The sequence below is a fragment of the Streptomyces axinellae genome, from assembly GCF_039532135.1.
Taxonomy (GTDB): Bacteria; Actinomycetota; Actinomycetes; order Streptomycetales; family Streptomycetaceae; genus Streptomyces; species Streptomyces axinellae.
On the sequence record NZ_BAAARJ010000008.1, the window covers coordinates 202,518 to 226,985 of the forward strand.

The 24,468-nt window shown below is 72.2% G+C and carries 18 protein-coding genes and 6 pseudogenes; 15 read left to right on the forward strand and 9 right to left on the reverse strand.

Going from position 1 to position 24,468, the window contains the following annotated elements:
* Nucleotides 1–254: 254 nt before the first annotated feature.
* The gene (locus ABD339_RS14410) at nucleotides 255–1,580 is read left to right on the forward strand and encodes a hypothetical protein (protein WP_344565978.1); all 1,326 of its coding nucleotides are present in this window, start codon (nucleotides 255–257) and stop codon (nucleotides 1,578–1,580) included.
* A gap of 124 nt (nucleotides 1,581–1,704) precedes the next feature.
* Here ABD339_RS14410 and ABD339_RS14415 read toward each other — a convergent pair whose 3' ends face one another.
* Nucleotides 1,705–2,052, reverse strand: coding sequence for a PRC-barrel domain-containing protein (locus tag ABD339_RS14415; RefSeq protein WP_344565980.1), 348 nt, complete (start codon nucleotides 2,050–2,052; stop codon nucleotides 1,705–1,707).
* 175 nt (nucleotides 2,053–2,227) lie between these two features.
* Nucleotides 2,228–3,094 carry a helix-turn-helix transcriptional regulator gene (locus ABD339_RS14420; protein WP_344565983.1) on the reverse strand — a complete coding sequence of 289 codons (867 nt, stop codon included), beginning with the start codon at nucleotides 3,092–3,094 and terminating at the stop codon, nucleotides 2,228–2,230.
* A gap of 187 nt (nucleotides 3,095–3,281) precedes the next feature.
* Between ABD339_RS14420 and ABD339_RS14425 the strand changes: the two genes are divergently transcribed.
* The 4 genes from ABD339_RS14425 to ABD339_RS14440 all read left to right on the forward strand — a co-directional run bounded on the left by ABD339_RS14425 (nucleotide 3,282) and on the right by ABD339_RS14440 (nucleotide 6,862).
* Complete coding sequence (locus ABD339_RS14425; protein WP_344565985.1) at nucleotides 3,282–4,043, forward strand: SDR family NAD(P)-dependent oxidoreductase; 762 nt, start codon at nucleotides 3,282–3,284, stop codon at nucleotides 4,041–4,043.
* 117 nt (nucleotides 4,044–4,160) lie between these two features.
* Nucleotides 4,161–5,006: an SDR family NAD(P)-dependent oxidoreductase gene (locus tag ABD339_RS14430; RefSeq protein ID WP_344565987.1), complete on the forward strand. Its 846-nt coding sequence runs from the start codon at nucleotides 4,161–4,163 to the stop codon at nucleotides 5,004–5,006.
* Nucleotides 5,007–5,278: 272 nt separating this feature from the next.
* Nucleotides 5,279–5,902 (forward strand): helix-turn-helix domain-containing protein, encoded by a 624-nt coding sequence (locus tag ABD339_RS14435; RefSeq protein ID WP_344565988.1) that lies wholly within the window; start codon nucleotides 5,279–5,281, stop codon nucleotides 5,900–5,902.
* A 213-nt stretch (nucleotides 5,903–6,115) separates the two neighbouring features.
* On the forward strand, nucleotides 6,116–6,862 hold the full coding sequence (locus ABD339_RS14440; protein WP_344565990.1) for an FAD-dependent oxidoreductase: 747 nt from the start codon (nucleotides 6,116–6,118) through the stop codon (nucleotides 6,860–6,862).
* A gap of 4 nt (nucleotides 6,863–6,866) precedes the next feature.
* Here the strand turns inward: ABD339_RS14440 and ABD339_RS33785 are convergent.
* Nucleotides 6,867–7,001, reverse strand: a pseudogene (locus ABD339_RS33785) (IS5/IS1182 family transposase); the annotation flags it as partial.
* Between ABD339_RS33785 and ABD339_RS14450 the strand changes: the two are divergent.
* Nucleotides 6,987–7,268: pseudogene (locus tag ABD339_RS14450) on the forward strand (proline racemase family protein); the annotation flags it as partial. The pseudogenes ABD339_RS33785 and ABD339_RS14450 sit on opposite strands and share 15 nt — an antisense overlap.
* Nucleotides 7,269–7,772: 504 nt before the next feature.
* Here the strand turns inward: ABD339_RS14450 and ABD339_RS14455 are convergent.
* Both ABD339_RS14455 and ABD339_RS14460 read right to left on the reverse strand, forming a co-directional pair.
* Nucleotides 7,773–8,030, reverse strand: a pseudogene (locus ABD339_RS14455) (aspartate/glutamate racemase family protein); the annotation flags it as partial.
* Between the two features lie 2 nt (nucleotides 8,031–8,032).
* Nucleotides 8,033–8,552 (reverse strand): annotated as a pseudogene (locus ABD339_RS14460) (cytosine permease); the annotation flags it as partial.
* Nucleotides 8,553–9,056: 504 nt separating this feature from the next.
* Here ABD339_RS14460 and ABD339_RS14465 point away from each other — a divergent pair.
* The 7 genes and pseudogenes from ABD339_RS14465 (at nucleotide 9,057) to ABD339_RS14495 (ending at nucleotide 16,410) form a co-directional block, all read left to right on the forward strand.
* The gene (locus tag ABD339_RS14465; RefSeq protein ID WP_344565992.1) at nucleotides 9,057–9,779 is read left to right on the forward strand and encodes a hypothetical protein; all 723 of its coding nucleotides are present in this window, start codon (nucleotides 9,057–9,059) and stop codon (nucleotides 9,777–9,779) included.
* A 192-nt stretch (nucleotides 9,780–9,971) separates the two neighbouring features.
* On the forward strand, nucleotides 9,972–10,985 hold the full coding sequence (locus ABD339_RS14470) for a LacI family DNA-binding transcriptional regulator (protein WP_344565994.1): 1,014 nt from the start codon (nucleotides 9,972–9,974) through the stop codon (nucleotides 10,983–10,985).
* 161 nt (nucleotides 10,986–11,146) lie between these two features.
* On the forward strand, nucleotides 11,147–12,364 hold the full coding sequence (locus ABD339_RS14475; protein ID WP_344565995.1) for a sugar ABC transporter substrate-binding protein: 1,218 nt from the start codon (nucleotides 11,147–11,149) through the stop codon (nucleotides 12,362–12,364).
* An 8-nt stretch (nucleotides 12,365–12,372) separates the two neighbouring features.
* Complete coding sequence (locus ABD339_RS14480; RefSeq protein WP_344565997.1) at nucleotides 12,373–13,338, forward strand: carbohydrate ABC transporter permease; 966 nt, start codon at nucleotides 12,373–12,375, stop codon at nucleotides 13,336–13,338.
* A 53-nt stretch (nucleotides 13,339–13,391) separates the two neighbouring features.
* Nucleotides 13,392–13,730, forward strand: a pseudogene (locus ABD339_RS33790) (carbohydrate ABC transporter permease); the annotation flags it as partial.
* 22 nt (nucleotides 13,731–13,752) lie between these two features.
* Nucleotides 13,753–15,288 carry an alpha-xylosidase gene (gene yicI / locus ABD339_RS14490; RefSeq protein WP_425575986.1) on the forward strand — a complete coding sequence of 512 codons (1,536 nt, stop codon included), beginning with the start codon at nucleotides 13,753–13,755 and terminating at the stop codon, nucleotides 15,286–15,288.
* A 282-nt stretch (nucleotides 15,289–15,570) separates the two neighbouring features.
* Nucleotides 15,571–16,410 carry a glycoside hydrolase family 16 protein gene (locus ABD339_RS14495; RefSeq protein WP_344566143.1) on the forward strand — a complete coding sequence of 280 codons (840 nt, stop codon included), beginning with the start codon at nucleotides 15,571–15,573 and terminating at the stop codon, nucleotides 16,408–16,410.
* A gap of 71 nt (nucleotides 16,411–16,481) precedes the next feature.
* Here ABD339_RS14495 and ABD339_RS14500 read toward each other — a convergent pair.
* Together ABD339_RS14500 and ABD339_RS14505 are read right to left on the reverse strand one after the other, a co-directional pair.
* A pseudogene (locus ABD339_RS14500) lies at nucleotides 16,482–17,853 on the reverse strand (phytase).
* A gap of 403 nt (nucleotides 17,854–18,256) precedes the next feature.
* Nucleotides 18,257–18,856 (reverse strand): TetR/AcrR family transcriptional regulator, encoded by a 600-nt coding sequence (locus tag ABD339_RS14505; protein ID WP_344566145.1) that lies wholly within the window; start codon nucleotides 18,854–18,856, stop codon nucleotides 18,257–18,259.
* Between the two features lie 281 nt (nucleotides 18,857–19,137).
* On the opposite strand from ABD339_RS14505, the gene ABD339_RS14510 reads away from it, so the two are divergent.
* Nucleotides 19,138–19,323: a hypothetical protein gene (locus ABD339_RS14510; RefSeq protein ID WP_344565999.1), complete on the forward strand. Its 186-nt coding sequence runs from the start codon at nucleotides 19,138–19,140 to the stop codon at nucleotides 19,321–19,323.
* Between the two features lie 692 nt (nucleotides 19,324–20,015).
* Nucleotides 20,016–21,398, forward strand: coding sequence for an NsdA family TPR-like regulatory protein (locus ABD339_RS14515; protein ID WP_344566001.1), 1,383 nt, complete (start codon nucleotides 20,016–20,018; stop codon nucleotides 21,396–21,398).
* A 193-nt stretch (nucleotides 21,399–21,591) separates the two neighbouring features.
* On the opposite strand, the gene ABD339_RS14520 is transcribed toward ABD339_RS14515, so the two are convergent.
* Both ABD339_RS14520 and ABD339_RS14525 read right to left on the reverse strand, forming a co-directional pair.
* Nucleotides 21,592–22,737, reverse strand: coding sequence for a pentapeptide repeat-containing protein (locus tag ABD339_RS14520; protein ID WP_344566003.1), 1,146 nt, complete (start codon nucleotides 22,735–22,737; stop codon nucleotides 21,592–21,594).
* Between the two features lie 308 nt (nucleotides 22,738–23,045).
* On the reverse strand, nucleotides 23,046–24,101 hold the full coding sequence (locus ABD339_RS14525) for a serine hydrolase (RefSeq protein ID WP_344566005.1): 1,056 nt from the start codon (nucleotides 24,099–24,101) through the stop codon (nucleotides 23,046–23,048).
* Between the last annotated feature and the right edge of the window lie 367 nt (nucleotides 24,102–24,468).

Consider the following 24,468-nt stretch of genomic DNA (forward strand, 5'->3'; position numbering starts at 1 on the left):
AAGTGAGCCTGGGCGACAACTGCCCCGACCGACAGCCGACTTGACCGACAACCGACCCGGACGGCGGCCCTGCGGAGGCGCCGAGTCCCGGTGTGCGGGCAGGGGGCGGGCCAGCTTCCCGTCACCGGCGAGCCCCCCTGCGCCCGCCGGGCATTCACCGCGGAATCCGATGATGACCCCGGCCTTGCCCGGGCCCCGCGAGCGGGGAGGAATGCGGGGTGAGGTCACCGGAAGCTACGGAAGGCGGGGACGGGATGGACGCGGTGGAAGCGGACACGAGCGGGGTCGGAGCACGGGCCGGGCGGCGGGCCGGGAGAGGAACCGCCGCACGCGCGGGTGCGGCGGTGTGGGCGACGCTGCTGGCGTGCGCCCTGGTCCCGCAGACGGCCTCCGCCGCCGACAGCGGCGCGGCGGCAGGCGGGCCGGGCAGCGCGCGGCGGCTGCCCGCGGTGATCGGCGGCGGGGCCTGGGACGCCGGCCATGTCCAGGGCATGGCCCTGGACCGCGAGCGCGGCTTCATGTACTTCTCCTTCACCAACCTCCTGGTGAAGACCGATCTCCGGGGCCGCCCCGTCGGCTCCGTCACCGGGTTCACCGGCCACCTGGGCGATCTGGACTTCAACGAGCGGGACAGACGGGTCTACGGCTCCCTGGAGTACAAGGACGCCGAGTCCTTCTACATAGCCGTCTTCGATGCCGACCGCATCGACCGCATGGGCATCGACGCCCAGTCCAGCGATGTCGCGTCGACCGTCTATCTCAAGGAGGTCGTCGAGGACTACACCGCCGACATGGACGGCGACGGCGTCTTCGACGGCGACACCGCCGACACACCCGACCACCGCTACGGATGCAGCGGCATCGACGGCGTGGCATTCGGCCCCGGCCTCGGCGGACGCGGAGGCAAGGGGCACGGCGCCCAGTTGCTGACCGTCGCCTACGGCGTCTACTCCAACACCCAGCGCCGGGACAACGACCACCAGGTGCTGTTGCAGTACGACGTGCGCGGCTGGAAGAAGTACGAGCGGCCCCTCAGCGAGTCGGATCCGCACACCAGCGGCCCCTCGCGTACCGACGGCAAGTTCTTCGCGTACACCGGCAACACCACCTACGGCGTGCAGAACCTGGAGTACGACGCGGCCTCGCGGAACTGGCAGCTGGCCGTGTACGAGGGGAAGAAGCCCGGCTTCCCGAACTACTCCCTCTTCACTGTTGACGGATCGAAGCCGGCCGTACGGGGCCCGGTGCGGGGCCAGCCGGAGCCGGAGCGGGGCCAGTTGCTCAGCCTCGCGCGACAGGGCCTGTACGACGAGCGCACGGGGGTGCGGGGCTGGACCGGCCCGGGGGAGTACGGGCTGATCTCGGTGGGCGACGGGCGCTACTACGTGGCCGAGTCCGGCACCGTCGAGGAGGGCGGCGTCACCAAGCAGACCGGCCGCGCCGTCCTCCACCGCTGGACCGGCCGCACGCCGGATCCGCTCGCCCCTGTCGAGCGCACCGGCACTGTCGAGAACGCCGGCACGGTCGAGAACGCCGGCACGGTCGAGAACGCCGAGGGAGCCGACGGCACGCGCGGATGAGTCCCGCCCGGGAGCGGCCCGGGGCAGACGGGGCGAGATCCACGGGGCCTGAGATCCACGAGGACTGAAAGGGCGCGGGCGGGGGCGAAGAGCGCCCCCGCCGCTCAGGCCGCCCGCGCGCCGCTCAGTGACCGGCGCCGTAGTAGCCGCCGAGCTGGTCCCGGTAGTGCGGGTCCCCGAGGTGCTTGTCCTTGTCGAACTCGGGAGCGGCTTTGATCCGGTCCTTGGTCCAGGCGACCCGGATCGTCTTGTCCTCGTTGCTGATGCCGGTGACCGCACCGGCGGGCAGCAACACCTGCTTGCCGAAGATCCACGGCCCCGTATCGATGACGAGGTACGCGGAGCCGACCTCGTTGGAGTGCTCATCGACCTTGCCGATGTGCCCGTCCTCCGCCTCCACGCGATAACCCGACAGGTCGGCGTCCGGAGTGTGCCCGGCGGTGGGGGCGTAGTTCCACAGGTTCTCGGTCATGCAGTTCTCCCGGGCCGTCGGTCGTCGGTCTGCGAACAAGGGCGTGTGCTGAAGGCGGGCGAGTGCCCCGCACAGGATCCCTCACACGCACTCCGGCGCCCCGCCGGAACACGGGCCGGGGACGGAGCACGGGCGGGCCCGGGACAGCACACGGGCTCGCAGAGGGGACCCGGGCCTACGGACGGGAGCCGGGACGCAGCCGGGGGCGGGGGTCCGTGTGGCGGCCGGTGGCGTGGAGAGAGCCGAGCAGGTCGAGAGCCTCGGCGCTGGGGCTGCCGGGCTCGGCCTGGTAGATGATGAGCTGCTGGCCGGGAGCGTCCCGGACGTCGAACGCCTGGTAGGTGAGGGTGAGCGGGCCGACGTCCGGGTGCAGGAGCTGCTTGGCGTCCAGGGTCTTGCCGCGCACGGCGTGGGCCTCCCACAGCCGGGTGAACTCCGCGCTGTGCTCGGTGAGGGTGCGGACGAGTTCGCGCAGCCGCGGATCGTCCGGGTCGAATCCGGCTGCCTGGCGCAGATTGGCCACGGTGGCCTGGGCCGCGCGGTCCCAGTCCACGTAGAAGTGCCGGCCGGCGGGGTCGAGGAAGGTCATGCGGGCCAGGTTGTCCGCCGGATCGAACGGGGAGTACAGCGCGTCGGCCAGGGCGTTGGCGGCGAGGAGGTCCAGGGTCCGGTTGATGACGAACACCGGAGTGTTCGGATAGCCGTCCATCAGCTGCCGCAGCACGGGACCGACCCGTTCGGCAGTGTGGCGGGAGGGCCGTTCGCCGGAGGCGGCTCCGGCCACCCGGAACAGATGGGCGCGGGCCTCCTCGTCGAGGCGCAGCGCCCGGCTGAGGGCGTCGAGCACCTGGGGTGAGGGGTTGCGCTCGCGGCCCTGTTCCAGACGGGTGTAGTAATCGGCGTTCACCCCGGCCAGGACGGCGGCCTCCTCGCGGCGCAGCCCGGCGACCCTGCGGACCCCGTAACTCGCCATGCCGACGTCCTCCGGCCGCAGGGCGGCGCGGCGTGCCCGCAGGAAGCCCCCCAGGTGGTTGTCGTCCATGTCTCCAGGCTAGGCGGCGGTCCGGCACGCTGCCTGGGTGTGCCGCACCCAGGCAGCACGTGCCCTGGTTGATGGCCTCTGACCTGCGCAGACTCGGTGGAGCAGGGCCGCTCGACCGGGGCGGCCCCGGGCGGCGGTCGGCCACCGCGGCCCGGTTCGGAAACACCGAGGATCAAGGAATGTATCGATGACAGGACAGCAACGACTCGATGGCAAGGTCGCACTGATCACCGGCGCGACCGGCGGCATCGGCACGGCCGTCGCCGAACTCTTCGCCCGCGAAGGCGCCCGGCTGGTGGTGACCGACGTCGCCGAGGGCCCCCTTCGGAACCTGGCCGACCGGATCGAGGCAGGCGGCGCCGAGGTGGCCGCCGCCCGCCTCGATGTCTCCTCGGCGCGCGAGTGGGACGAGGTGACCGGCGTCGTACGTGACCGGTTCGGCACGCTGGACGTGCTCGTGAACCTCGCCGGCATCGTGGACTGGCCGGGTGTCGAGGACACCCGGGAGGAGGACTGGGACCGCGTCATCGACGTGAACCAGAAGGGCACCTGGCTCGGTATGAAGGCGGCGATGCCGCTGCTGCGGGCCGGCGGCAACGCATCGGTGATCAACACCTCGTCTGTGCTCGGGCTCGTGGGCAGCGGCGCGGCAGCCGCCTACCAGGCGTCCAAGGGCGCGGTGCGCCTGCTGAGCAAGACCGCGGCGGTCGAATACGCACGCCAGGGGGTGCGGGTCAACTCCGTGCACCCCGGCGTGATCGCCACACCGATGATCCAGGACCTGCTGGACGAGCAGGGCGACCAGCAGCCCGACATCCAGCGCACCCCGATGCGCCGGGCCGGCCGCGCGGAGGAGATCGCCTTCGCGATCCTCTTTCTCGCCGGCGACGAGTCCTCCTTCGTCACCGGCTCGGAGCTGGTGATCGACGGCGGACTCACCGCGCACTGAGCCGCAGCCGCATGCACCGAGTCGTACGCACCGGGCCACACGGGCTGAGTCGTACGCATTGCCGCATCCCCGGGGCGCCGCGCGCCGTCGCCCCGCTCATTTCCCGAGGAACGCACCATGACCTCCGCAACACCTGAGATGTCCGGGGTACCCGTGACGCCTGTCTCGTCCGCCGCACCCGCCGCCTCCGAGTCACCGCGACCGTCCCATGGAGGCACGGACTCCGCCGAGTTCCGTGGCAAGGCCGCCCTTGTCACGGGGGCCGCGCGCGGGGTCGGCAGGGCGACGGTGGCCCTTCTCGCCGCGCGCGGTGCGCGAGTTCTCGCCGTGGACATCCGGCCGGACGTCCAGGCTCTGCCGGAGGAGTTCCCCGGTGTGCTGGCGATGACCGGCGACATCGCCCAGGAGGAGACCGCTGTCCGAGCCGTCGGGTCGGCAGCCGATGCCTTCGGCGGGCTGGACATTCTGGTCAACAACGCGGGCCGCACTCTGAACAAGCCCGTCACCGAGACCACCGCCGAGGACTGGGACGCCGTGCTGGCGGTCAACGCGCGCGGCTCCTTCTTCTTCGCCCGCGAAGCCTTTCGGGCCATGAAGAGCCGGGGCGGCGGGGCCATTGTCAGCACCGGTTCTTACACGTGCACCGTGGCTCTGCCGGAAGGCGCGGCCTACAGCGCGTCCAAGGGCGCGCTGGCTCAGCTGACCAAGGTGCTCGCCGTCGAGGGCGGGCCCCTGGGCATCCGCGCCAACCTCGTCGCCGCCGGTGTCATCGAGACCGACTTCCTCGACACCTTCCGCTCCGACAGCCGCGCCTACCTCGCGTCCTTCGCCGACGCGCAGCCGCTGGGCCGGGTGGCACAGCCCGAGGAGATCGCCGAGGTCCTGTGCTTCCTCGCCTCTCCGCGCGCCGGCTTCGTCACCGGGGCGGTGGTCGCCGCCGATGGCGGATTCACCGCCGTCTAGACGGCCCGCGTACCCGGCCCGGCGCTGTTTCCCGCGGCCGGCCGACGGCCACAGGGCCGCGTGTCTCAGCGCTCCGGATGTGCCTCCTCGGCGGCGGAAATGACCTTCCGTGTCCCCTCGGAGGAGAACAGGCCCTCGCGGTGCCACTGGTCGGCCCGCGTGCGGACGGCGGACACAAAGGCGTGTTCCGTCGCGAACGGTGGGGAGCCGGGCAGCGCCGGAGAACGCTATCGTTCTGTATAGCGAACAGTTCGTGACGGGAAGGAGGGCCGGTGGGCGACAGTCCTGACAGATCGGTACGGGGAATGCTTGCGCTCAACCTGAAACGGGCCAGGGCGCAGCGGGGGCTTTCGCTCTCCGAGCTGTCCAGGCGGTCCAAGATCGGGAAGGCGACGCTCTCGCAGCTGGAGTCCGGCACCGGCAACCCCACCATCGAGACGGTCTTCAGCCTCTCGCGGGTGCTGGAGATGCCGATCTCCGACCTGCTCGACACTCGCCCGCCCGCGGGGCTGCGGGTGGTGCGCGCAAAGGATGTCGAGGTCCTCAGCGGTGATGCCGTCGATCTGCGCCCGCTCCAGCGGATCGAGTCGGGCGACGCCGTGTTCGAGATCTACGACCAGCAGGTCCGGGCGGGCTGCCGCCGGGACTCGCTCGGGCATGTCGGCACCGAGCACACCATCGTCCAGGCCGGCCGGCTGGGCGTGAGTGTGGACGGGCACGAGGTGGAGCTGGAGCCCGGCGACTATGTGGGGTTCGACGCCGCGCTGCCGCACAGCTACTCGGCCCAGGAGGAGACGGTGCGCTCGGTGCTGCTGCTCCAGTACCGGCCGGACCAGCGGCTGCGTCCGCACGCTTCGGGCCCGCCGGACGGGGAGCGCGTCGGCTGCGGCGACTGAGGGGCGCGGCAGCGGCGGGAGGGGCGGCCCGGTGGTGCGCGGCGGGGTGCTGCCCGGGTGGTGAACAGGCCGCGCCCACGGGCAACTGCTCAGCAGTCGGCCCTGACTGATGGCTCGTCAGCCGGCCCGGCCGCACAACCGTTGACACGCTCCGGGTGCTGCCATAGCGTCCCTGGCGTTCGTTTTGACGAACGGGAGGGTTCGTTGGGTTCGGTGGGCGGAACGCGAGTGGTGGTCCTCGGCGCCGGAATCGTCGGCTCCGCCTGTGCTCGCGAACTCGCCCTGGCGGGCTGCACGGTCACCGTCGTCGATCGTGGCGGCCCCGCTGCCGCGACCACCTCGCACAGTGAGGGCAACGTGCTGGTCTCGGACAAGAGTCCCGGGCCCGAACTGCGCCTCGCCCAGCTCTCCCGCCGACTGTGGCCCGAGATCCTCGCCGACGTCGTCACCGCGGGTGCGGCCCAGGCACTGGCGAAGGGCGAGCGCGTGGCCGTGGGCGACCGGATGGTGGTTGCCGGGAGCGGCCCGTTCCTGCTGCCGGTGGCCGCGTCCCTGCTGGAGGCGGGCTCCCGTGTGCTGGAGGTGCTGGAGGCGAACACCTCCGGCACCGTGGCGCGGGGCTGGTCCCGGCGCCCCTCGCAGCCGGCGGGCCTGCTCGGCAGGGCGGGCGAACTGGCCGGATACACCTGGACGCTGGGCCGCGAACGAGTCCCGTACCGGTTCGGCCGGACGGTCATCGAAGCGCGCGGGGAGGGCCGCGTCGAAGAGGTCGTCACCGCGCGGCTGCGGCCCGACTGGTCCGTGGTGCCGGGCAGCGAGCGCGTCCGGCCCGCGGACGCCCTCTGTGTCGGCCACGGCTTCAGCCCGCAGCTCGAACTCCCCCTGGCGGCGGGCTGCGCGCTGCGCGGCCCCGGGGCCGGTCCGAGCCCCGATCCCCCCTCCGGCGGCCAAGGCGCTTAAGAGGTCATTTCGTTTGGAGTCGTCGGTGACAGATGAGGGTTGAGGCTATGGCGGTGAAGGCGAGGAAGTGCTCGGGCTTGCGTTCGTAGCGGCGGTGGAGCCGGCGGCAGCCCGATAACCAGGAGCCATGGCGATCCACCCCGGCTGGTTCGACCGCTCGCCCTGCGGCACGGGCACCTCGGCCCGCATGGCGCAGTTGCACGCGCGCGGCGAGCTTGCGCTGCACACCGACTTCGTCAACGAGTCCTTCATCGGCACACGCTTTGTCGGACGGCTCCTCGACACGGCCGAGGTCGGCCCGCTGCCCGGCGTCGTACCGGAGTCCTCCGGGCGCGCCTGGATCACCGGCACCGCCAACTACCTGCTGGATCCCGGCGATCCGTTCCCCCACGGTTTCGTCCTCTAGCGCCGGCTGACCCGGTCCAGGATGTTGTCGGCGAGGGAGCGCCGCACGGTACCGGCGCCAGGATCGATGCGGTCGAATCCGTGGGGGCAGCCGGGGTGCGGGTGCGGTTCGACGGAGACCCCGGCGCCAGTGAGACGGCGGGCGTAGTCCAGGCACCCGTCGCGGAGATGTCCAGCTCTCCCACCTCGAGGTATGCCGCGGGGACCAGCCGGTGTAGTTGTTGTCCCAGCTCCAGCCGGCGAAGGGCTCCAGAACGGGGATTGTGGCGGATCTTGCGGGCCATCGCCGCAATTCAGAGGGGCGCCCGCGCTGTTCTGCCAGCGGCGACCCCCGGCCCGAGCGGACTCGACGATCACTACGGTCCCGTCTCATGACGGCGGTTACGGAGCCGACCACGTGTCGGCTTGACCGGTGCCCTGGCATCGCCGCCACTTTTCGTCACCTCCTGAGATGGTGACGCCTTGGGCACCCTCCGGCCCGGCCGCACCGGCACCATTTCGGGGATCACGGCGGCCAGTTGACGAAGTGCTCGGGGCGGGGCGGGGCGTAGGTGCGCGCCTTTGAGGTGGGCAGGCCGAGGCGGACGAGGGACTCGGCGATCGTCACGGCGGCGGTCACCCCGTCCACGACGGGGACCCCGGTGCGGGCGGTGACGCGTTCGGCCAGGCCGGACATGCCCCCGCAGCCCAGGCAGATCACCTCCGCCCGGTCCTCCTCCACCGCGCGGGCCGCCTGGTCGGCGATGGCTTCCACGGCGGTCTCCGCGCCCACAGGGCCAGGAAGGTGATCCAGCCGAGTGTGGACTGGCCGAGCAGGGAGTTCCCGTCGATACGGCGCAGCCCGGGGAACATGGTCACCGCGAGCGCGCTGAGCACCGAAGAGGCCAGATAGGTCTGGATGCCGAACCAGGCGATGGCCACCACGCCGCGCACGGCGGCCGGCACCTGCGCGCCCTTCACCCCGAACGCGATGCGGCTCATGACGGGGAAGGGCACGCCCGTCTTGTGGCCCCATGAACCCGGACAGGGTCAGCAGCAGGAAGAGCAGCGCCGAGGCGAGGGCGAAGGCCGCCAGGATGCCCCAGACGTTCAGGCCGAGCGCGAACAGGCCGATGGCGAACGCGTAATTGCCGAGACTGTGCACATCGTTGGCCCAGAGCGTGAAGACGTTGTAGGCGCCCCAGCGACGCCCTTCCTTTTTCGTCGGGGCGAGGTCGTAGGTGTACAGACCAGAACTGGCGGCGCCGCTTGTCTCCACAGGTGTCCGGTCATCCACGGCAGTCATACGGGGCTCCGGGAAGGGGGAGGGGAACACTCGGAGGTTTCCGCGCTCGAAGTTCCACAGAATGGAAATGTGTTTCCGATCACCAGAACGTAGTTTTCGCCGCCCGGCAGCGTCAAGAGCTGGGCGGGAAAGACCCGATCAAGCGGCAGGGCGCCGTGGACACGTGAACGCCCTGTGGGCGCGTGAAGCCACCGGAGCGGCGCTACGGGCCCCCGCCGGACGTCGGAGCGTGCCGAAGCGGACGAGGACCTCCTCGGCGGCGGCGATCTCCTCGGTGAGCGGGGTGGTCCGCCTACAAGTTCTCGGCCTCGATGGTCGCGCTGACCGCACTTCTGGTGGCGGAGCGATCGGGTCCGCCGCTGCATGGGCGCCGGAGACGAAGGGGCTGGCACTGCACTGACACCACATCTGCCGACCTGCCGACCTGCCGGCGTGTCGGCCTGCCTGCCGGTGGTGGGCGGCACGGATTGGTCCGCCGGACCGGGCCGTCCTACAGTTCCCCGCATGACGAGGCGACGGGGGCCGGCGGGAGCGGTGCGAGGCGTGGTGCGGGGAGCGGTGCCGGGGACGGTACGGGTCAAGGCGGTACGGGGGCGGCGGCGCCGGGCGACCCGGCGCGAACTGCTCGTCGGCGTACCGCTGGGGACCTTCGCGCTGGTCGTGATGTTCGCGGTGCCGACCGTGGCGCTCACCTACGCCGCCGTCGGCACGGACGCGCCCTTCCTGGTCAACGCCGCCGGTCCGGCCAAGGGCCCCGCGCCCACCAGCGACCGGGTCGCCGGAGCAGTGATCGGAGGACTGTGGGCCGCCGCGCTCGTCGCACTGTTCGGCTTCGCCGTCCCGCGCAGGCTCGGACCGCCCGGCCTCACCGTCGATGAGCGGGGCGCCTGGCTGGGCCGGGGCCGGCACCGTCAACAGCTGCTGGCCTGGCGGGACATCGCGGCCGTCGCCGTCGTGCCGGCCGACCGTGCCGGGCAGGATCCCCTCGTGCGGGCCGGCCTCGCGCGCGCTCCCTACCTCGACCTGTATCCGGCGGCCAAAGCCGACGGCGATCCCGGCACCCCGCTCGGCAGCCGCCTGGTCACCGCGGATCCCGCGGCGGCGGGCCTGCGCGGCAGGCGCTATGTGATCGAACTCGACGCGGCGGCCCAGAACCTGGACGCGCTCTCCCGCGCCGTCGATCACTTCGCCCCCGGCAAGCGCCTCACCGGACCGGCCCCGGACTGAGCGCCCGCCCGGTCCCAAGCTCGCGGCCCGGCTCCGGCCCCGCTCCCGGCCGCCGGAACGGAAGGTCGGAGGACTTCTGTCCTCTCCGTTGACAGCCCTCGGTCCTCCCTTACTGTTCCGCGCCGAATCGCTTCGACACACCCCGTCGAAACGATTCGACAATCCCGCGAACACGGCTTCGAGGAGGGGACGTTGGTCAAGATCACGGACGTGGCCCGCCGTGCCGGGGTCTCACCCAGCACCGTCTCCTACGTGCTCAGCGGCAAGCGCTCCATCTCGGCGGCGACCCAGCGCCGCGTGGAGGCCAGCATCCGCGAGCTCGGCTACCGCCCGCACGCCGGAGCCCGCGCGCTGGCCAGCAGCCGCTCCAACGTGCTGGCCCTGGTGATGCCGCTGCGCAGCGGCATCCACGTGCCCGTACAGATGCAGTTCGCCGGCGCCGTGGCCACCGCCGCGCGCGGCCACGACCACGATGTGCTGCTGCTCACCCAGGAGGAGGGCGAGGACGGGCTGCGGCGGATGGCGGACAGCGCCCTGGTGGACGGGCTGATCGTGATGGACGTCCAACTGAGCGACGCACGCACCCCACTGCTCCGCACGCTGCCGCTGCCCTCGGTCCTCATCGGATTCCCCGCCGAAGCGGGCGGGCTGACCTGCATCGATCTGGACTTCACCGCGACCGGGGAAAGCTGTGTCGGCCACCTCGCCCATCTCGGGCACCGGTGCGTGGCGCTGCTGGGCTCCCCGCCGGAGGTGTATGTGCGCGGCACCGGCTTCGCGCGGCGCACGGCGGCCGGCTTCACCGGGGTCGCCCGCCGCTACGGCATGACCTCGACGGTCCTCCCGTGCGAGCCCTCCAGGGCCGCCGCACGGCAGACCGCCGACCGGCTGCTGCGCGACCACCCCGGGCTGACCGGGATCGTCGTGCACAACGAGCCCGCCCTGCCGCTGCTCATGGAGGCGTTCCAGCGGGCGGGCATGCGCATTCCGCAGGACCTGTCGGTGGTCGCCGTGTGCCCGGACGAGCTGGCGGAGAACGCGGCGGTGCCCGTCACCTCCGTGGCCATCCCCGCCGACGAGGTGGGGGAGCGGGCCGTGGAACTGCTGATGACCAAGCTGAACGGCGTGGCCGTACCCGAGACCACGCTGCTGTCGCCCCGTCTGACGCCGCGCGCCAGTACCACGGTGTGCGGCCCCGCGTCCTGACCTTCCTGACCGTCCTTCGTACAGCGCCGCCGCCCCTTCTCCGGCCCCGTCCGGCGTGCGCGCGTGCCCGTGGCCGGGCGCGCAGTTCCCCCCGCCCCTCGGGACGCTCCTGCCGGGGGCGTACCCCGGCGACGCTCGTCATGGAATGGAGAGCCGTCCTCATGCCGTACCGTCCCGCATTCTCCGCGCTCATGGCGGGGGCGGTGGCCGTATCCGGGCTCGCCGGGTGCGCTGCCGCACCCGAGCCCGGGACCGTCACCGTGCTCAACTCGGCCACCGACACGGCCGAACACGCCAAGAACCAGAGGTTCTTCGATCGCTGCGGAGCGGAATCCGGGCTGCGAGTGGAGCAGAACAGCGTGCCCGCCGACCAGGTTTCCTCCAAAGCGCTGCGGATGGCGTCCTCGCACTCGCTGCCCGACATTCTCGAACTCGACGGGTCCGAGCTGCCGCAGTTCGCGCAGACCAGCGGGCTGCGCAAGCTGCGGGACCTCGGCGTGCGCACCTCCGGGCTCTCCCGCAGCGGGGTCTCCCTCGGCTCCTTCGAGGGAACCCGCTACGGCATCGCCCGCTCGGTCAACTCCCTGGCGCTCTACTACAGCCCGGAGCAGCTGAGGCAAGCGGGCGTGAAGGTGCCCCGGACCTGGGCTCAGCTGCGGGCCGCGGCGAAGAAGCTGACCGGCCACGGCCGCTACGGGCTCGCCTTCAGCGCCACCCCGGACGCGGACGGGGTCTACCAGTTCCTGCCCTTCTTCTGGTCCGCGGGCGGTGACGAGGCACGGCTGGACGGTGGCAAGGGGGAGGCGGCGCTGCGCCTGTGGAAGGACCTGGTGGCGGACGAATCCGTCTCCAGAGCCGTCGTCACCTGGAACCAGCAGGACGTCAACGACCAGTTCGTCGCGGGCCGCACCGCCATGATGATCAACGGCCCGTGGCAGGTGCCGGTGCTGGAGGCGCAGCACAAGGTGGACTGGGCCGTCGCCGAGTTCCCCGTTCCCGAAGCGGGCGGCAAGGCCGTAGCCCCGGTCGGCGGCACCGTGATGACCGTCCCCAAGAGCGACGACAGGGAGCGCGAGCGCAACGCCGCCAAGATCCTCGACTGCCTCAACACCCCGGCCGACCAGCTGGCTTGGGGCGAGGCGGCCAACAACGTGCCCACCCGCGCCGCCGCCGCACGCACCTACGCGCGGCAGCACCCCAAGCTCGCCCCGTTCGCCGAACTGGTGACCACGGCGCGCTCGCGCACCGCGAAGGCCGGCACCCGCTGGCCGGCCGTGAGCGACGCGCTCGCCGGAGCCTTCCAGTCCGTGCTCACCGGCGACAGCAGCCCCGGGGCGGCCCTGCGCCGTGCTCAGCGGCAGGCGACGGCGGGGGAGTGAGGAGCGGCATGAGTACCGTCACCGACTCGCCCCCCGCCGCGCCGCCTTCCGGCGCCCCCCGAGCCGTCGGCGCGAGACGGGCCGGAAGCCGCCGCACCGCGCTGCTGCGCTGGCTGTTCATCGCGCCCGCGCTGCTCTACATGGCCGCCTTCTTCGGCTATCCGCTGGTGCGCAACGTGCTGATGAGCTTTCAGCACTACACGCCCACCACCTACTTCACCGGCGAGGCACCCTTCAACGGCCTCGACAACTGGCGCGAGGTCTTCACCGATCCGCTGTTCACCGACGCGCTGTGGCACACCGCACTGTTCACGGTCGGCTCGCTGCTGGGCCAGTTCACCCTGGGGCTGGCGCTGGCCGTCTTCTTCTCCCGCGGCTTCCGCCTCTCCCGCCCCATCCGCGCGGTCCTGCTGCTGCCGTGGCTGGTACCGATGGTGGTGGCGGCCGTGGTGTGGCGGCGCATCCTCGACCAGGAACACGGCGTCCTCAACTCGGCCCTGCGCGCCGTGGGCCTGACCGAGGGCGGCGTGCCGTGGCTGAGCAGCCCCGGGGTGGCGCTGCTGGCCGCGGTGCTGGTCAACATCTGGATCGGCATCCCGTTCAACATGGTCATCCTCTACGGCGGCCTCCAGGAGATCCCCCGCGACCTGTACGAGGCCGCCTCGCTGGACGGAGCCGGGCCGTGGCGGGTCTTCCGCTCGGTCACGCTGCCGCTGCTGCGGCCTGTGATCACGGTCGTCCTCGTGCTGGGCTTCATGTCAACGGTGAAGATCCTGGATCTGATCCTCGCCCTCACCTCGGGCGGCCCCGCCGACGCCACCCAGACCCTGGGCACCGTCACCTACCAGCTGTCGTTCCTGTGCCTCGACTTCGGCCAGGGCGCCGTCGCCGGCAATGTCCTCATCTTGATCAGCGCGGTCTTCGCGGTGCTCTATCTGCGGGCCGACCGCGCCGACTTCGGCAACGGGAAGTGAGCACCATGCCTGTGACTCCCCTCCGTACGGCCCTCCGTGCGGCGCCGGCCACGATGCGCGGCACGGACCCGGGCACGCCGCGCGCCGCCGGGCCGGGGGCCGCGCACCGGGTGCGCGGCGCCTGGAACACCGTCGCCGCGCTGCTGATCCTCGCCGTGCTGCTGTTCCCCGTCTACTGGATGCTGGCCACCGCGCTGCAGCCCTCCTCGGGCATCGATGTGAACCTCTTCCCCACCTCGCCGGGGCTCGACAGCTTCCGCGCGGCGCTGGACAGTCAGGGCGGCTCCCTGCTCACCAGCCTCGCCGTGGCACTGGGCGCCGTCGTGGTCTGCCTCGTGCTGGCCGCACCCGCCGCCTACGGGCTGGCTCGGTTCTCCCTGCGCGGCGGCCGGGTTGCGCGGCTTCGTGCGCGGCATGGCCGAACGCGACATTCCACTGGGCGTCTTCCACTTCGACTGCTTCTGGATGCGCGCCTACCAGTGGTGCGACTTCACCTGGGACCCCGAGGTCTTCCCCGACCCGGAGGGCGTGCTGCGACGGCTGAAGGAAGGCGGGGACTTGCGGGTCTGCGTGTGGATCAACCCCTACATCGCGCAGAAGTCACCGCTGTTCGAGGAGGCGGCCCGGCTCGGCCACCTCGTCCGGCGCCCCGACGGCAGCGTCTGGCAGTGGGACCTGTGGCAGGCGGGCATGGGCCTGGTGGACTTCACCCACCCCGGGGCGCGCGCGTGGTACGCGGACAAGCTGCGTGCCCTGCTCGGGCAGGGCGTGGACTGCTTCAAGACCGACTTCGGCGAGCGGGTGCCCACCGACGTCGTCTGGCACGACGGCTCCGACCCGGAGCGGATGCACAACTACTACACGCAGCTGTACAACCGCACCGTCTTCGAGACCCTCACCGAGGAACGCGGCACCGGCGAGGCCGTACTCTTCGCGCGCTCCGCGACCACGGGCGGCCAGCAATACCCCGTCCACTGGGGCGGCGACTGCGAGTCCACCTTCGGCGCCATGGCCGAGTCGCTGCGCGGCGGTCTCTCCCTCGGCCTGACCGGCTTCGGCTTCTGGAGCCACGACATCGGCGGCTTCGAGGGCACGCCCAGTCCGGAACTGTTCAAACGCTGGGTTCAGTTCGGGCTGCTCTCCTCGCACAGCAGGCTGCACGGCAGCACGTCCTACCGGGTGCCATGGGCCTACGACGAGGAAGCCGTCACCGTCACCCGCGACTTCACCCGGCTCAAACACCGGCTGATGCCCTACCTGTACGGCGCGGCGCGCCAGGCCGCCGAGCACGGCACCCCGGTGATGCGGGCCATGTTGCTGGAGTTCCCCGGCGACCCGGCCTGCCACTGGCTGGACCGGCAGTACATGCTCGGCGACGACCTGCTGGTGGCCCCGGTCTTCACCGCCGACGGCAGCGTCGGATTCTACGTACCGGAGGGCGAGTGGACCCATCTGCTGAGCGGCGAGCGGTTCACCGGCCCCGGCTGGCGGCACGAGCGGTACAGCTTCGCAAGCCTGCCGCTGCTGGTACGCCCCGGCGCGGTGCTCCCGTACGGAGCGGGGGAGGAGCGCGCCGACTACGACTGGGCGAGCGGCCTCACCCTGCGCGCCTACGCCCTCGCCGACGGAGTCACCGTCACCACCCGGATCCCGGGCCGGGGCGGCACCTGGCGGGCGGAGCCCGGGGGGCCGGGGGGAGGGGCCCCGGAGGCCGGAGCAGCCGCACCCGACACCGTCTTCCGCACATCCCGGAGCGGACGGCGGATCACCGTCGGGGCGACGGGGGCCCCCGGGCCGTGGCACCTTCTGCTGACCGGTGAGCGCGCCGCCGTCCCGGAGGCGGCGGCGGGGGAGACCGGGGCGGTGACGGTGGAACACACCGCCGAGGGCACCTTGTTGACGGCTCCCGCCGGTACGACGGAGCTGACGGCGCTGCTGTGCGAACCGTAACGGCAAGTGCCGATCAGGGCATTGGGCGCCGCACGGTCCAAGTCCTGACGGGAGGGCGCGCGGTGGGGCGGGGCGCGCCGTTCCCTCTTGAACACAATCAGGTCTGGACCAAAGTCTTGACGGGCCGATCCGACGCGCTTACAACAAGTCGTGAAGAAAGTCCCGGGTCTGCCGCGCCGAGTGCGCGCACGCCCGCCGACAATTTGTCATGCGCACGCCCAACGTCCACTCCCCCCACGAAAGGACGGCGACGTGAGGCTCCCCAGACGAAGCCGCACCGTGATGTGCGGTGTGTCCCTGCTGTGCTGCGTCAGCGCCGCACTGCTGCCCGCCACAGCATCGGCCGACGACGCCAAAGACGCCAAAAGCTCCGGCGGCGGCACCCGAGCGGTCCTCTTCTCCGACGACTTCGACGGCCCGGCCGGCGCCGCCGTTGACGGCGCCAAGTGGCAGACCGAGACCGGCGACAACGTCAACAACCACGAGCGGCAGTACTACACCCCCGGCACCGACAACGCCGCACTCGACGGGAACGGCAACCTCGTCATCACCGCCCGCAAGGACAACCCCGGCAACTACCAGTGCTGGTACGGCAAGTGCGAGTACACCTCGGCCCGGCTGAACACGGCGGGCAAGTTCACCCAGACCCACGGCCACGTCGAGGCGCGCATCAAGGTGCCGCGCGGGCAGGGCATGTGGCCGGCCTTCTGGATGCTCGGCGACGACATCGGCAGCGCCGGCTGGCCCGCCTGCGGCGAGATCGACGTGATGGAGAACGTCGGGTTCGAGCCCAGCACGGTGCACGGCACGCTGCACGGCCCCGGCTACTCCGGCTCGGGCGGCATCGGCGCCGGCTACACCCTGCCCGGCGGCGCCGCGTTCGCCGACGACTTCCACACCTTCGCCATCGACTGGTCCCCGGGCTCCATCAGCTGGTCGGTGGACGGGCGCGTCTACCAGACGCGCACACCCGCCGACGTCGGCGGTAACCAGTGGGTCTTCGACAAACCCTTCTTCCTGATCCTCAACCTCGCCGTGGGCGGCTACTGGCCGGGCGACCCGGACGGCTCCACCGCCTTCCCGCAGCAGATGACCATCGACTACGTACGGGTCACCAACTGACCCACCGGACCACCACGTGTGCCCGCCGAGGTGCGGGCACACATGGTTCTCCGCCCGGGTCCGGCCCGGGCTCAGTCCTCGACCCGCTCCAGCACATCGCCGAGATCGACGAACTTGAAGCCGGTGCCCTCGCGTTCGCCGTCCGCGGGTGTGTCGTGGCCGTCCTGGACGACGAGCAGGCCGTTCGGGTACGTCCGGCCGAGCGGTGCGCCCAGCACGGCGGCGCCGTCGCACTCCTCGGAGCCGTCGAGGGCTCCGCCCGCCGCACCGACGCGGAAGCCACCCTCGTACTCGTCGCCGTTGCCTTTGTTCTGTTCCTTTCCCTCGCCGTCGCCGGGCCCGCGGTCGTACACGGCGAAGGTGTTGTCGCCCTGGCTGGACGCGAAGAGGCGGCCGTTCCCGTCGGCCCCGGTCAGCAGCGTCAGGCCCTCCACGTCGGCCGCGAGGTGCGAGCCGCCGTAGCCGGGATCGGCGCCGGGGCGAGGCACTCCTCGCTCTCCTCGTCGTACGTGCCCGGGACGCCGTACTCGCGGACCGTGTCGAGGAGTTCGGGCCTCCCGGTCAGGCCCGCGGGCATCCGCCGGATCCCGACGTCCTCTTGGCCTGCGTAGAGAGTGCCGTTCTCCGGATCCACCACCATGCCCTCGACCTGCGGCAGTTCACCCGGCTCACCGCACGGGCGCCACGACGAGCCGTCGGGCAGCCGGAAGGAGGAGGGCAGATAGATCCAGGGTGCGTATCTTGCGGTATCCGACGGCGCCCCCGGCCCCCGGCGTCAGCTCCAGCAGCGCGATGCTGGTCCGCCCGCGGCGGCTGACCAGCGCGTACGAACGGCCGCTCGCCTCATGGGTCCAGGCGGCCAGCCCGTACGCGGTGTGCTGCTCGTTGACCTGTTCCTGGCCGGTGGAGAACACCGTGGGTGCCGCGGGGTCGGTGACATCGGTGAGCGGGCTGCGCGCCCCCGGTCGATGCGGTAGACCCGCAGCCGGTCGTGGCCCGGTCGGTGGTCACGGCGTAGTCGGCACGCCCGGAGGAGGCGCGCGCACCGTGCACCGGATCGACGTTGTTGAACCGGCCGGGCGCGTCATCCGGACCCGGTGCGGGCGGCGCGGAAACCGACCGCACCAGCCGCGCGTCGAGGTCATAGACCCGCAGCCCGCCCTCCTTGGCGGTGGTGACCACCGAGTTGCGCTCCGGGTCGGCGGGATCGCGCCAGATCGCGGGGTCGTCGGCGTCGGCGTTGCCGCCCGCCTCGTCGTCATACAGCGTGGCGGTCTCCGCCCGCGCGGTGACGGTGGGCAACGAGCCAGGACCGGCGGGGGTTCCGGGGCCGGAAGGGGAGCGGTGCGGCCGTGCGGTGGCCGACGGAGCGGCGAGGGCAAGGCGGACGAGTGCCGTGGCCGGCACGAGCGCGGCGGGCCTGGCGGGACGAGGTGTCTTCACGAATCACTCCTCGGTAAGCGGACGTGATGACCGACCGGCCATGCCTGGAAGTCCGGCGTGGCGACCCGGTGTCCGGCGCACGACAACGGCGTGTGCACGCGATGAACCCGTGGAGGCGGAGAAGGAACGCCCGCGTTCCCCGAAGTCCTTGCCGGCCAAGGCGCCTGCGCCGTGTCCGGCGGAACATGCGTGCCCGGCACCGGGGCGCCCCGAAGGGGCCCGGCTGTGTCATACGCGGCCCCGCCGCGATGGGGGGGCTTCCGCGAGGGGTCCCCTGTGCGAGCAAAGCCGGGGACTTGGGAGAGCGGCCGGCGCGGGCGAACCCGCACCCCGCACAGCACGGCCAGGGGCAACCCCTTCCAGCACCGGGAAGGAGGGCGACAAGAAGTTCGCCGGACAGCGCTCAGCGCGCTTCGCGCGGCAAACGCAGCCCCGCGATGAGGAGTCCGACCAGGCGGCGGGCGTCGTAGTCGGGGTTGCTCTCCGCGCCGATGCAGAGGTTTCCGACGCCGCGCATGAGTTCGAAGGCGCGCAGGTCGGAGTGGATCTCACCGGCGGCGGCTGCCGCTTCGAGCAGTCGGGTGCACACGGGTACGAGGCGGTCGAGGAAGTAGGCGTGCAGCGATTCGAAGCCGGTCTCGTCCGACTGGAGCGCCGCGGCGAGGCCGTGCTTGGTGACGAGGAAATCGACGAAGAGGTCGATCCACCGCCCCAGCGCCGCGTGCGCGGAAGCGCTGCTCGCCAGCAACTCCGTCCCGGCTTCGGCGCACGCCTCGACCTGGTGCTGGTAGACGGCGATGATGAGGTCCGCCCGGGTCGGGAAGTGGCGGTAGATCGTGCCCATCCCGACACCGGCCTTGGCCGCGATGTCGCGTACCGGCGCTTCCACGCCCGATGTGACGAACACCGCGGCAGCCGCGTCGAGCAGGGTCTTCTCGTTACGCCGGGCATCCGCCCGCTTGGGCCGGGCCGCCTGCCTCGCGCCCCCGTCGCCGTCGTCCACCACGCCGCTCCCTCTGCTGCCGTCCTTGCCCGCGGAATACCGCTCCTGTAGCGGAGCCAGGTTCCGCTTGCTCATGATGTCAGACCCGTGTCCCCGCAACCAGGCCACGCACGGTGACCATACGAGGTCACCGGTCAGGCCCGAGGCGCGGGCCGGCCCCTGCCGGTCCGGCGTACGCTCCGCGAAGGCGGGCGTCACGCGGGAGCGCGGCGTACCGCAGCACGGGTGGTCTTCTGAGCGGTATGCCTTCCGGGCCGGTCAGAGGCGGTATGCGTGGATTCATGACGGATCCCGAGCATTACGCCTTGGTCAGGATGAACAGCTCCAGCCCGTACGGGCCGATCGCGCCGGAGGCACCGGCCGGGCGGGAAGCGGAGCACCGGCCGACGAGGGCGCGGTCCGCCGCCGGCCCCGACGACGGTGATGCGGCGGCCCCGCTCCCCGGCGGCTCGCGCGCCCGCCGCTGACCTCGGGCCGGGGGCGGGCGGGGACGGGGCGGGGACAGTGGGGCCCCTCGGCCCGGAGTCCGCCGGCTTACCGGCCGACTCACGCGGACAAACCGGGCCTGCCTCCGGGGACTTCCTTCCGGACGGGCGCGGCACACGCCGTCGCGATGGCCGCGAACAACGGCTTCCGCGGCGGTCTTGCCCGGCGACGGACAGGGGCATGACCTTCGCCCCCGACCGCCCTGTGCTCCTCAGCCCTCATACTCTTCCACGGCGCGTGGCGCCGCTTTCCGGACGAATTCGGATCCGGCCCGTAACCGCCTTCACCCCGGCCCCTCCGTCAGCTGGACCAGCCATGACATGCGACGCTCCGGCGCGCACCGGAGGCCCGCCCGCCCGCATGGCCGACGGACCGCATCAGCAGGCGCACACGCCACGCCAGCCCAGAGGAACGCCGCACGTACAGTCCGAAAAACGCCCCTGGTGGACGCACCGGAAGCCTCATGAGGGGTATGCCTGCTGCGAATCACACGTACGGGCACGGTGACTCAGCGGATCCGGTCACCGGGGCGGGGCACCGGAACAGGCCATCCAGGCATGAGCAGTTGCCCTCGCCCGAGCCCGGCCACGGGCGGCGCGTGCCCCGGCCCATGTGACTCGGCGGAGGAGCCCGGGGGTCCGCGTGACCGGGCGGGTTGAGCCAGGAGACGCCCATGGGTCAGCGGAGTCCCAACGATCAACTCGCGGCACTGCTCGCGGAATCGGGCTGGAGCGGGGGTGAACTGGCCCGCGCGGTCAACGCGTTGGGCACCAAGTACGGCCTGCGGCTGCGCTACGACCGTACGGCCGTCGCCCACTGGCTGGAAGGCTCCCGCCCGCGGCCTCCCGTACCCGGACTGGTGGCCCAGTCGCTGGGACGGCGCCTCGGGCGCGCCATCCACGTCGGCGAGACGGGGCTGGGCGGCATGGCGGGCGGCGGGGCCTCGACCGACACGGTGCTGAAGGCAGGCGACCCGGTGGAACGCCTGATCGCGTTGTGCGGTGCCGACGCCGACACCAACCGGCGGCTGGCCCTCAACCGGAGGATGCTCACCGACGTGGACATCCAGCCGCCCGCCTGGCCGCCCGCGGCCGGGCCGCAGGACGGCCCGCCCGACGGCGCGGTCCCGAACCAGGCTCCGCACGGCGACGCACGCCTCTCGGACATGGTCACGGTGTTCGCCGAGCTGACGTACAAATACGGTGGTGCGCACGCGCGTTCCGCGCTGGGGGCCTACATAACCGACGACGTCACCCCGCGCCTGGTGCCCTCACCGGACGGCGAGGCGGCCGACCCCCTGGTGCTGGCCGGCAGCGCTTGCCTGAGCCATCTGCTGGGCACGATGGCCGCCGACGCCGGGCTGCCGAACCTCGGATACCACTGCTACCGCTCCGCATTGGACCTCGCGTACCAGGCGGGCAACCGCAACGTCTACGCGATCACCTTGCGCACCATGGCCCAGCTGGCGCTTCGGCTGGACGACATGACGCGCGCACGGCAATGGTCAGAGCGCGCCCTGGAGGTGGCGGACCCCACCGCGACCACCCACGTGCTGTCCTACCTCTACGCGGGGCGCGCGGTGGTGCTGGCCGTCGAGGGGGAGCGGGAGAACGCGCTGGCGGATCTGCTCGCCGCCGAGAACTCGCTCGACACGGAGGCCGATCCCGCGCCTCTGCGGCCCTTCACGGTCTATCCGCCGGCCGCGTTCCTCTACCAGCGGGGGGAAGTGCTGCTGTCACTGGGCGATCGCGGACAAGCCGTCACCGCCTTCCAGCAGTCGCTGGCCGCCCGCTCGCCGGCCCACCACATCGCGCTCGTCCTCACCCACGCGCACATCGCCGAAACCCTGCTGTCCCTCGGCGAAGTCGAGGCCGCGCTGGAGCAGTGCAGGGAGATCTTCGTGCACTACCCGTTCACCGCCTCCCGCCGCACCACCATGGCCCTCACCGCCATGCGCCGCTGCCTCGCGCCCTACCGCAGGCACCCGCAAGCACGCGAGGTCCGCGACCAGCTCATTCATCTGACCCGCCGGAAGGCCGGCGTCGCCGCGCCGTGAGCGGGCGACCAACCCCTCGGCGCCGGAGCCTCCCGCCTGGCACGAGGTGGCGGGAGAGCCCCGCGCGGGCCCGGGATACCTCAGCGCGCCCGCGCCCGGTAGGAGCGGAAGAACGCGCGCAGCTCCTTCGCGTACGGTCCCTCCTCCTGCGGTGCGTCCGCCCGGCGCGTGCGCGGTCGGTCGGCTCAGCGCGTCAGTGCGCGCGGGAGAGCCGCTTGCGCAGGCGGGAGTCGTGCTCCAGAGATGCCGGGAGCAGCGTCGTGCTGTCCAGTCTGGCCCGGAGGAGCTGGCCGACGCTCACCCTGGCGGGCTGCTCAGGGGCTCCGGTGTCCGTGCCGGAGCCGTCCTTTCCGTCCTCGCCCGCTGGGTCGGTGCCCGCGCGCAGCCGGGCGCCGCGCAGATCCGCGCCCTCCAGATCGGCGCCGGTCAATTCGGCACCGCGCAGGTCCGCCTTGTGCAGGTCGGCCTGACGAAGGTCGGCGCCGTCCAGCCGGGTGCCGACGAGGTACGTCCCCGAAAGCCGCGCGTGGCGAAGGTGCGCGCCGGACAGGACGGCGCCGGACAAGTTGGCGTTCGCCAGCCTCGGCCCGGCCCCGTCCGGCCCGCCCCGCCCCTCCGCCCGGGTGAGGCCGGGCCGTGACCCGATGTAGCGCAGATAGGTGTCCCGCAGATCGACCCGGGCCGACTGGTCCTGGTGCGGATCCCGTTGGGACAGCGTCTCGAACGTCGCCCGCACATCGGGTGCCGGACGCCCGCCGCTGTCCCGCTCAGCCTTCCCTCCGCCCGCCGCGGGCGTGTGCGTGCGCACATAGGCCGAGAGAATGTCCACGATGGCCGGCTGGTCGCGCGGCGAGTCCTCCATGATCCGCCGCAGCGCGAAGATCCCGCCCAGCCGCACCTCGTCGGCCTGGTCGCCGAGGTTGCTCACCGCCTCGTTGAAGCGATCGGTGATCTGCCCCTGGCGCGTCACATCCACCTCGCTGCGCCCTTGCCGGGCCTGCACCTGGAGCGTGACCACGGCCGCCAGGGCGGAGAACAGCGTCGCCAGCCCCGCCAGCACCGCCACTGCGATCTCGGCCCGCCGCGACCAGTCGGCGCGGGGCGCGTTCGCGCCTGCCGCGGACGTCCGTACGGCGGGCGCGTCTTCCGTGCGCGCGGGGCCTGTGGCCGCCGCGCCGGTACGTGCGCCTCCCGCCGGCTCGGCGGCTCCGGCGTCCGGAGCGCTCGGCGGACCGGACGCCTCAGAGGACGCCCCGGCGGCCTCCCCCGGGGGCCGGACGGCAGGCTGAGGCCCCTCCGTCTGACGGGGCGAATCGGCCCCAGCTGTGTGCTCGGTCATGCACGTGCTCCCCTCACCTGTGCGACAGCTTCCGGCTCGGCCGAGGTGTAAGCCAACCAGTCTGATGCAGCGCGTAGTTGGAAGCCACCTGCCCGGAGGGCTCCGGCGGTTCGGGGGAGAGGAGAGTGCGCCGGTACGGAGCCGTCCTGGCCGTCTACGCGGCACGCTCCTCCCGGTTCGCCCTCATGCGGTACGTCATGCGGTACACGCCGCCACGTTCTCGGACAGAGCCTCGAACGGATTCGCCGGAGCGGCCTCCAGACCCTGGCGGGACCCGGTAGGCGACGAACAGGAGGAGGAGAACGCGCTCAGTGGGCCTTGCGGCCGGCCAGTTCGTGGTGGATCGCGCGGGACGCGGACTCGGCCGTATCGACGCCGTAGGCCATCGTCTTGTTGTCCTGGGAGAGCACCGCGATCCCGTAGTCGTGGCCCCGGCCGGTGAACGCGCCGATGCTGTTGATGCGCCAGCCGTGTGTGTCCCGCGAGAGCCAGCCGTTCTTCACGTGCACGGTGGCGTCGCCCGGGGCACCGGCGGGCGTGCCCCAGCGTTGACTGGGGGTGACCTTGTGCATCAGGTCCAGTGCGTAGCCGCGGGACCCGGCATCCAGCACATGGCTGCCGGAGGTGAGCAGCTTGAGCAGTTTCACCTGATCCTGGGCTGTGACCTGGGTGAGGCCCCAGTGGCCCTGCCGGCCCGGCTCGGTGTCCTTCATGCCGGCCAGGTCGAGGAAGTGCTGTACGCCCTTGAGCCCGACCTCGTGCCACAGCGCGGTGGTGGCGTCGTTGTCCGAGGCGGTGATCATGGCTGTGGCGCGCTTCTTCTCCTCCGAAGTGAGCTTGCGGTGGCCCTCCTCGGCCTTCCGCAGCAGCGCCCCCAGCAAGGTGGCCTTCACCACGCTCGCCGAGTCGAACGCGGTATGGGCACGGTAGGTGCACGAGGTGTGGGACGAACGGTCGTAGAGCGCCACCGCTGCCGTGCTGTGGCGCTCGCGCAGCGCCCCGCCCACCTTCTGGGCCAGCCGGTGCGCGAGAGCGTTGTCGTCCGAGGTGCACTTCACCTGGGCGCCCGAGCCCGCGGCGGCGGTCCGGGAAGGGACGGTGGTGGCCGCGGCCGGTGCCGCGGTGGCCGCCCCACAGACCAGGGCGGCGGCCACCAAGGTGAGGGCGCGCCGCGTCCGGCGGGGCCGGGCACGCATGTCCGGCCGGGAGGGGGCCGGGGGCGTGGATATGGCCGTGGCGTGGAGCTTGCCGTCCCTCGGATCGCCGTGGGCGTGGGTGTCGGCGCTGGAGTTGGCCTCCTCGGTGGAGTTGCCGTCAGAACCTTCGTCCAGGCGGGCTTCCATCAGTCGCCTGCGCTTCCTCATGCGGGTCTCCCGTTCGGTGCCGGTTTCGCTGCCTGGCTCCGTTGCCTGGCTCGGTGCCTGGTTTCTGTGCCGGTTTTGGGCGCCTGGCTTCTGAGTCCGGTTCACCGGGCGTGACCGGACCTGCCCGTCCAGCGAGGCGGCGGGCGATATGGGGCGCGAAGCCGGGACGGGCGCGAGCTCCGGGGCGCGCCCTCGAACAGCCGGGACGCGCTCTCAGGGCCGACGCGCGCCCAGGGCTACAGTCCGTGACCAGCCCTTGCGGATGCGCGTTCGCCGAACCCCTGGCTGACGCGCGACCCTACGTGGCGCACGGCCCGCCCGGTAGGGGGGTGGGCGGCGCGGTCGCCAGGAGAGAGAAAGCTCACGG

Bases quoted from the DNA above. Each gene is read 5' to 3' on its own strand.
- ABD339_RS14495 (WP_344566143.1), top strand. From the start codon at position 15,571: ATGTGCGGTGTGTCCCTGCTGTGCTGCGTCAGCGCCGCACTGCTGCCC.
- ABD339_RS14415 (WP_344565980.1), bottom strand. From the start codon at position 2,052: ATGACCGAGAACCTGTGGAACTACGCCCCCACCGCCGGGCACACTCCG.
- ABD339_RS14475 (WP_344565995.1), top strand. From the start codon at position 11,147: ATGCCGTACCGTCCCGCATTCTCCGCGCTCATGGCGGGGGCGGTGGCC.
- ABD339_RS14525 (WP_344566005.1), bottom strand. From the start codon at position 24,101: ATGAGGAAGCGCAGGCGACTGATGGAAGCCCGCCTGGACGAAGGTTCT.
- ABD339_RS14430 (WP_344565987.1), top strand. From the start codon at position 4,161: ATGACCTCCGCAACACCTGAGATGTCCGGGGTACCCGTGACGCCTGTC.
- ABD339_RS14420 (WP_344565983.1), bottom strand. From the start codon at position 3,094: ATGGACGACAACCACCTGGGGGGCTTCCTGCGGGCACGCCGCGCCGCC.
- yicI (WP_425575986.1), top strand. From the start codon at position 13,753: ATGGCCGAACGCGACATTCCACTGGGCGTCTTCCACTTCGACTGCTTC.
- ABD339_RS14465 (WP_344565992.1), top strand. From the start codon at position 9,057: ATGACGAGGCGACGGGGGCCGGCGGGAGCGGTGCGAGGCGTGGTGCGG.
- ABD339_RS14425 (WP_344565985.1), top strand. From the start codon at position 3,282: ATGACAGGACAGCAACGACTCGATGGCAAGGTCGCACTGATCACCGGC.
- ABD339_RS14515 (WP_344566001.1), top strand. From the start codon at position 20,016: ATGGGTCAGCGGAGTCCCAACGATCAACTCGCGGCACTGCTCGCGGAA.
- ABD339_RS14510 (WP_344565999.1), top strand. From the start codon at position 19,138: ATGACGGATCCCGAGCATTACGCCTTGGTCAGGATGAACAGCTCCAGC.
- ABD339_RS14410 (WP_344565978.1), top strand. From the start codon at position 255: ATGGACGCGGTGGAAGCGGACACGAGCGGGGTCGGAGCACGGGCCGGG.
- ABD339_RS14520 (WP_344566003.1), bottom strand. From the start codon at position 22,737: ATGACCGAGCACACAGCTGGGGCCGATTCGCCCCGTCAGACGGAGGGG.
- ABD339_RS14480 (WP_344565997.1), top strand. From the start codon at position 12,373: ATGAGTACCGTCACCGACTCGCCCCCCGCCGCGCCGCCTTCCGGCGCC.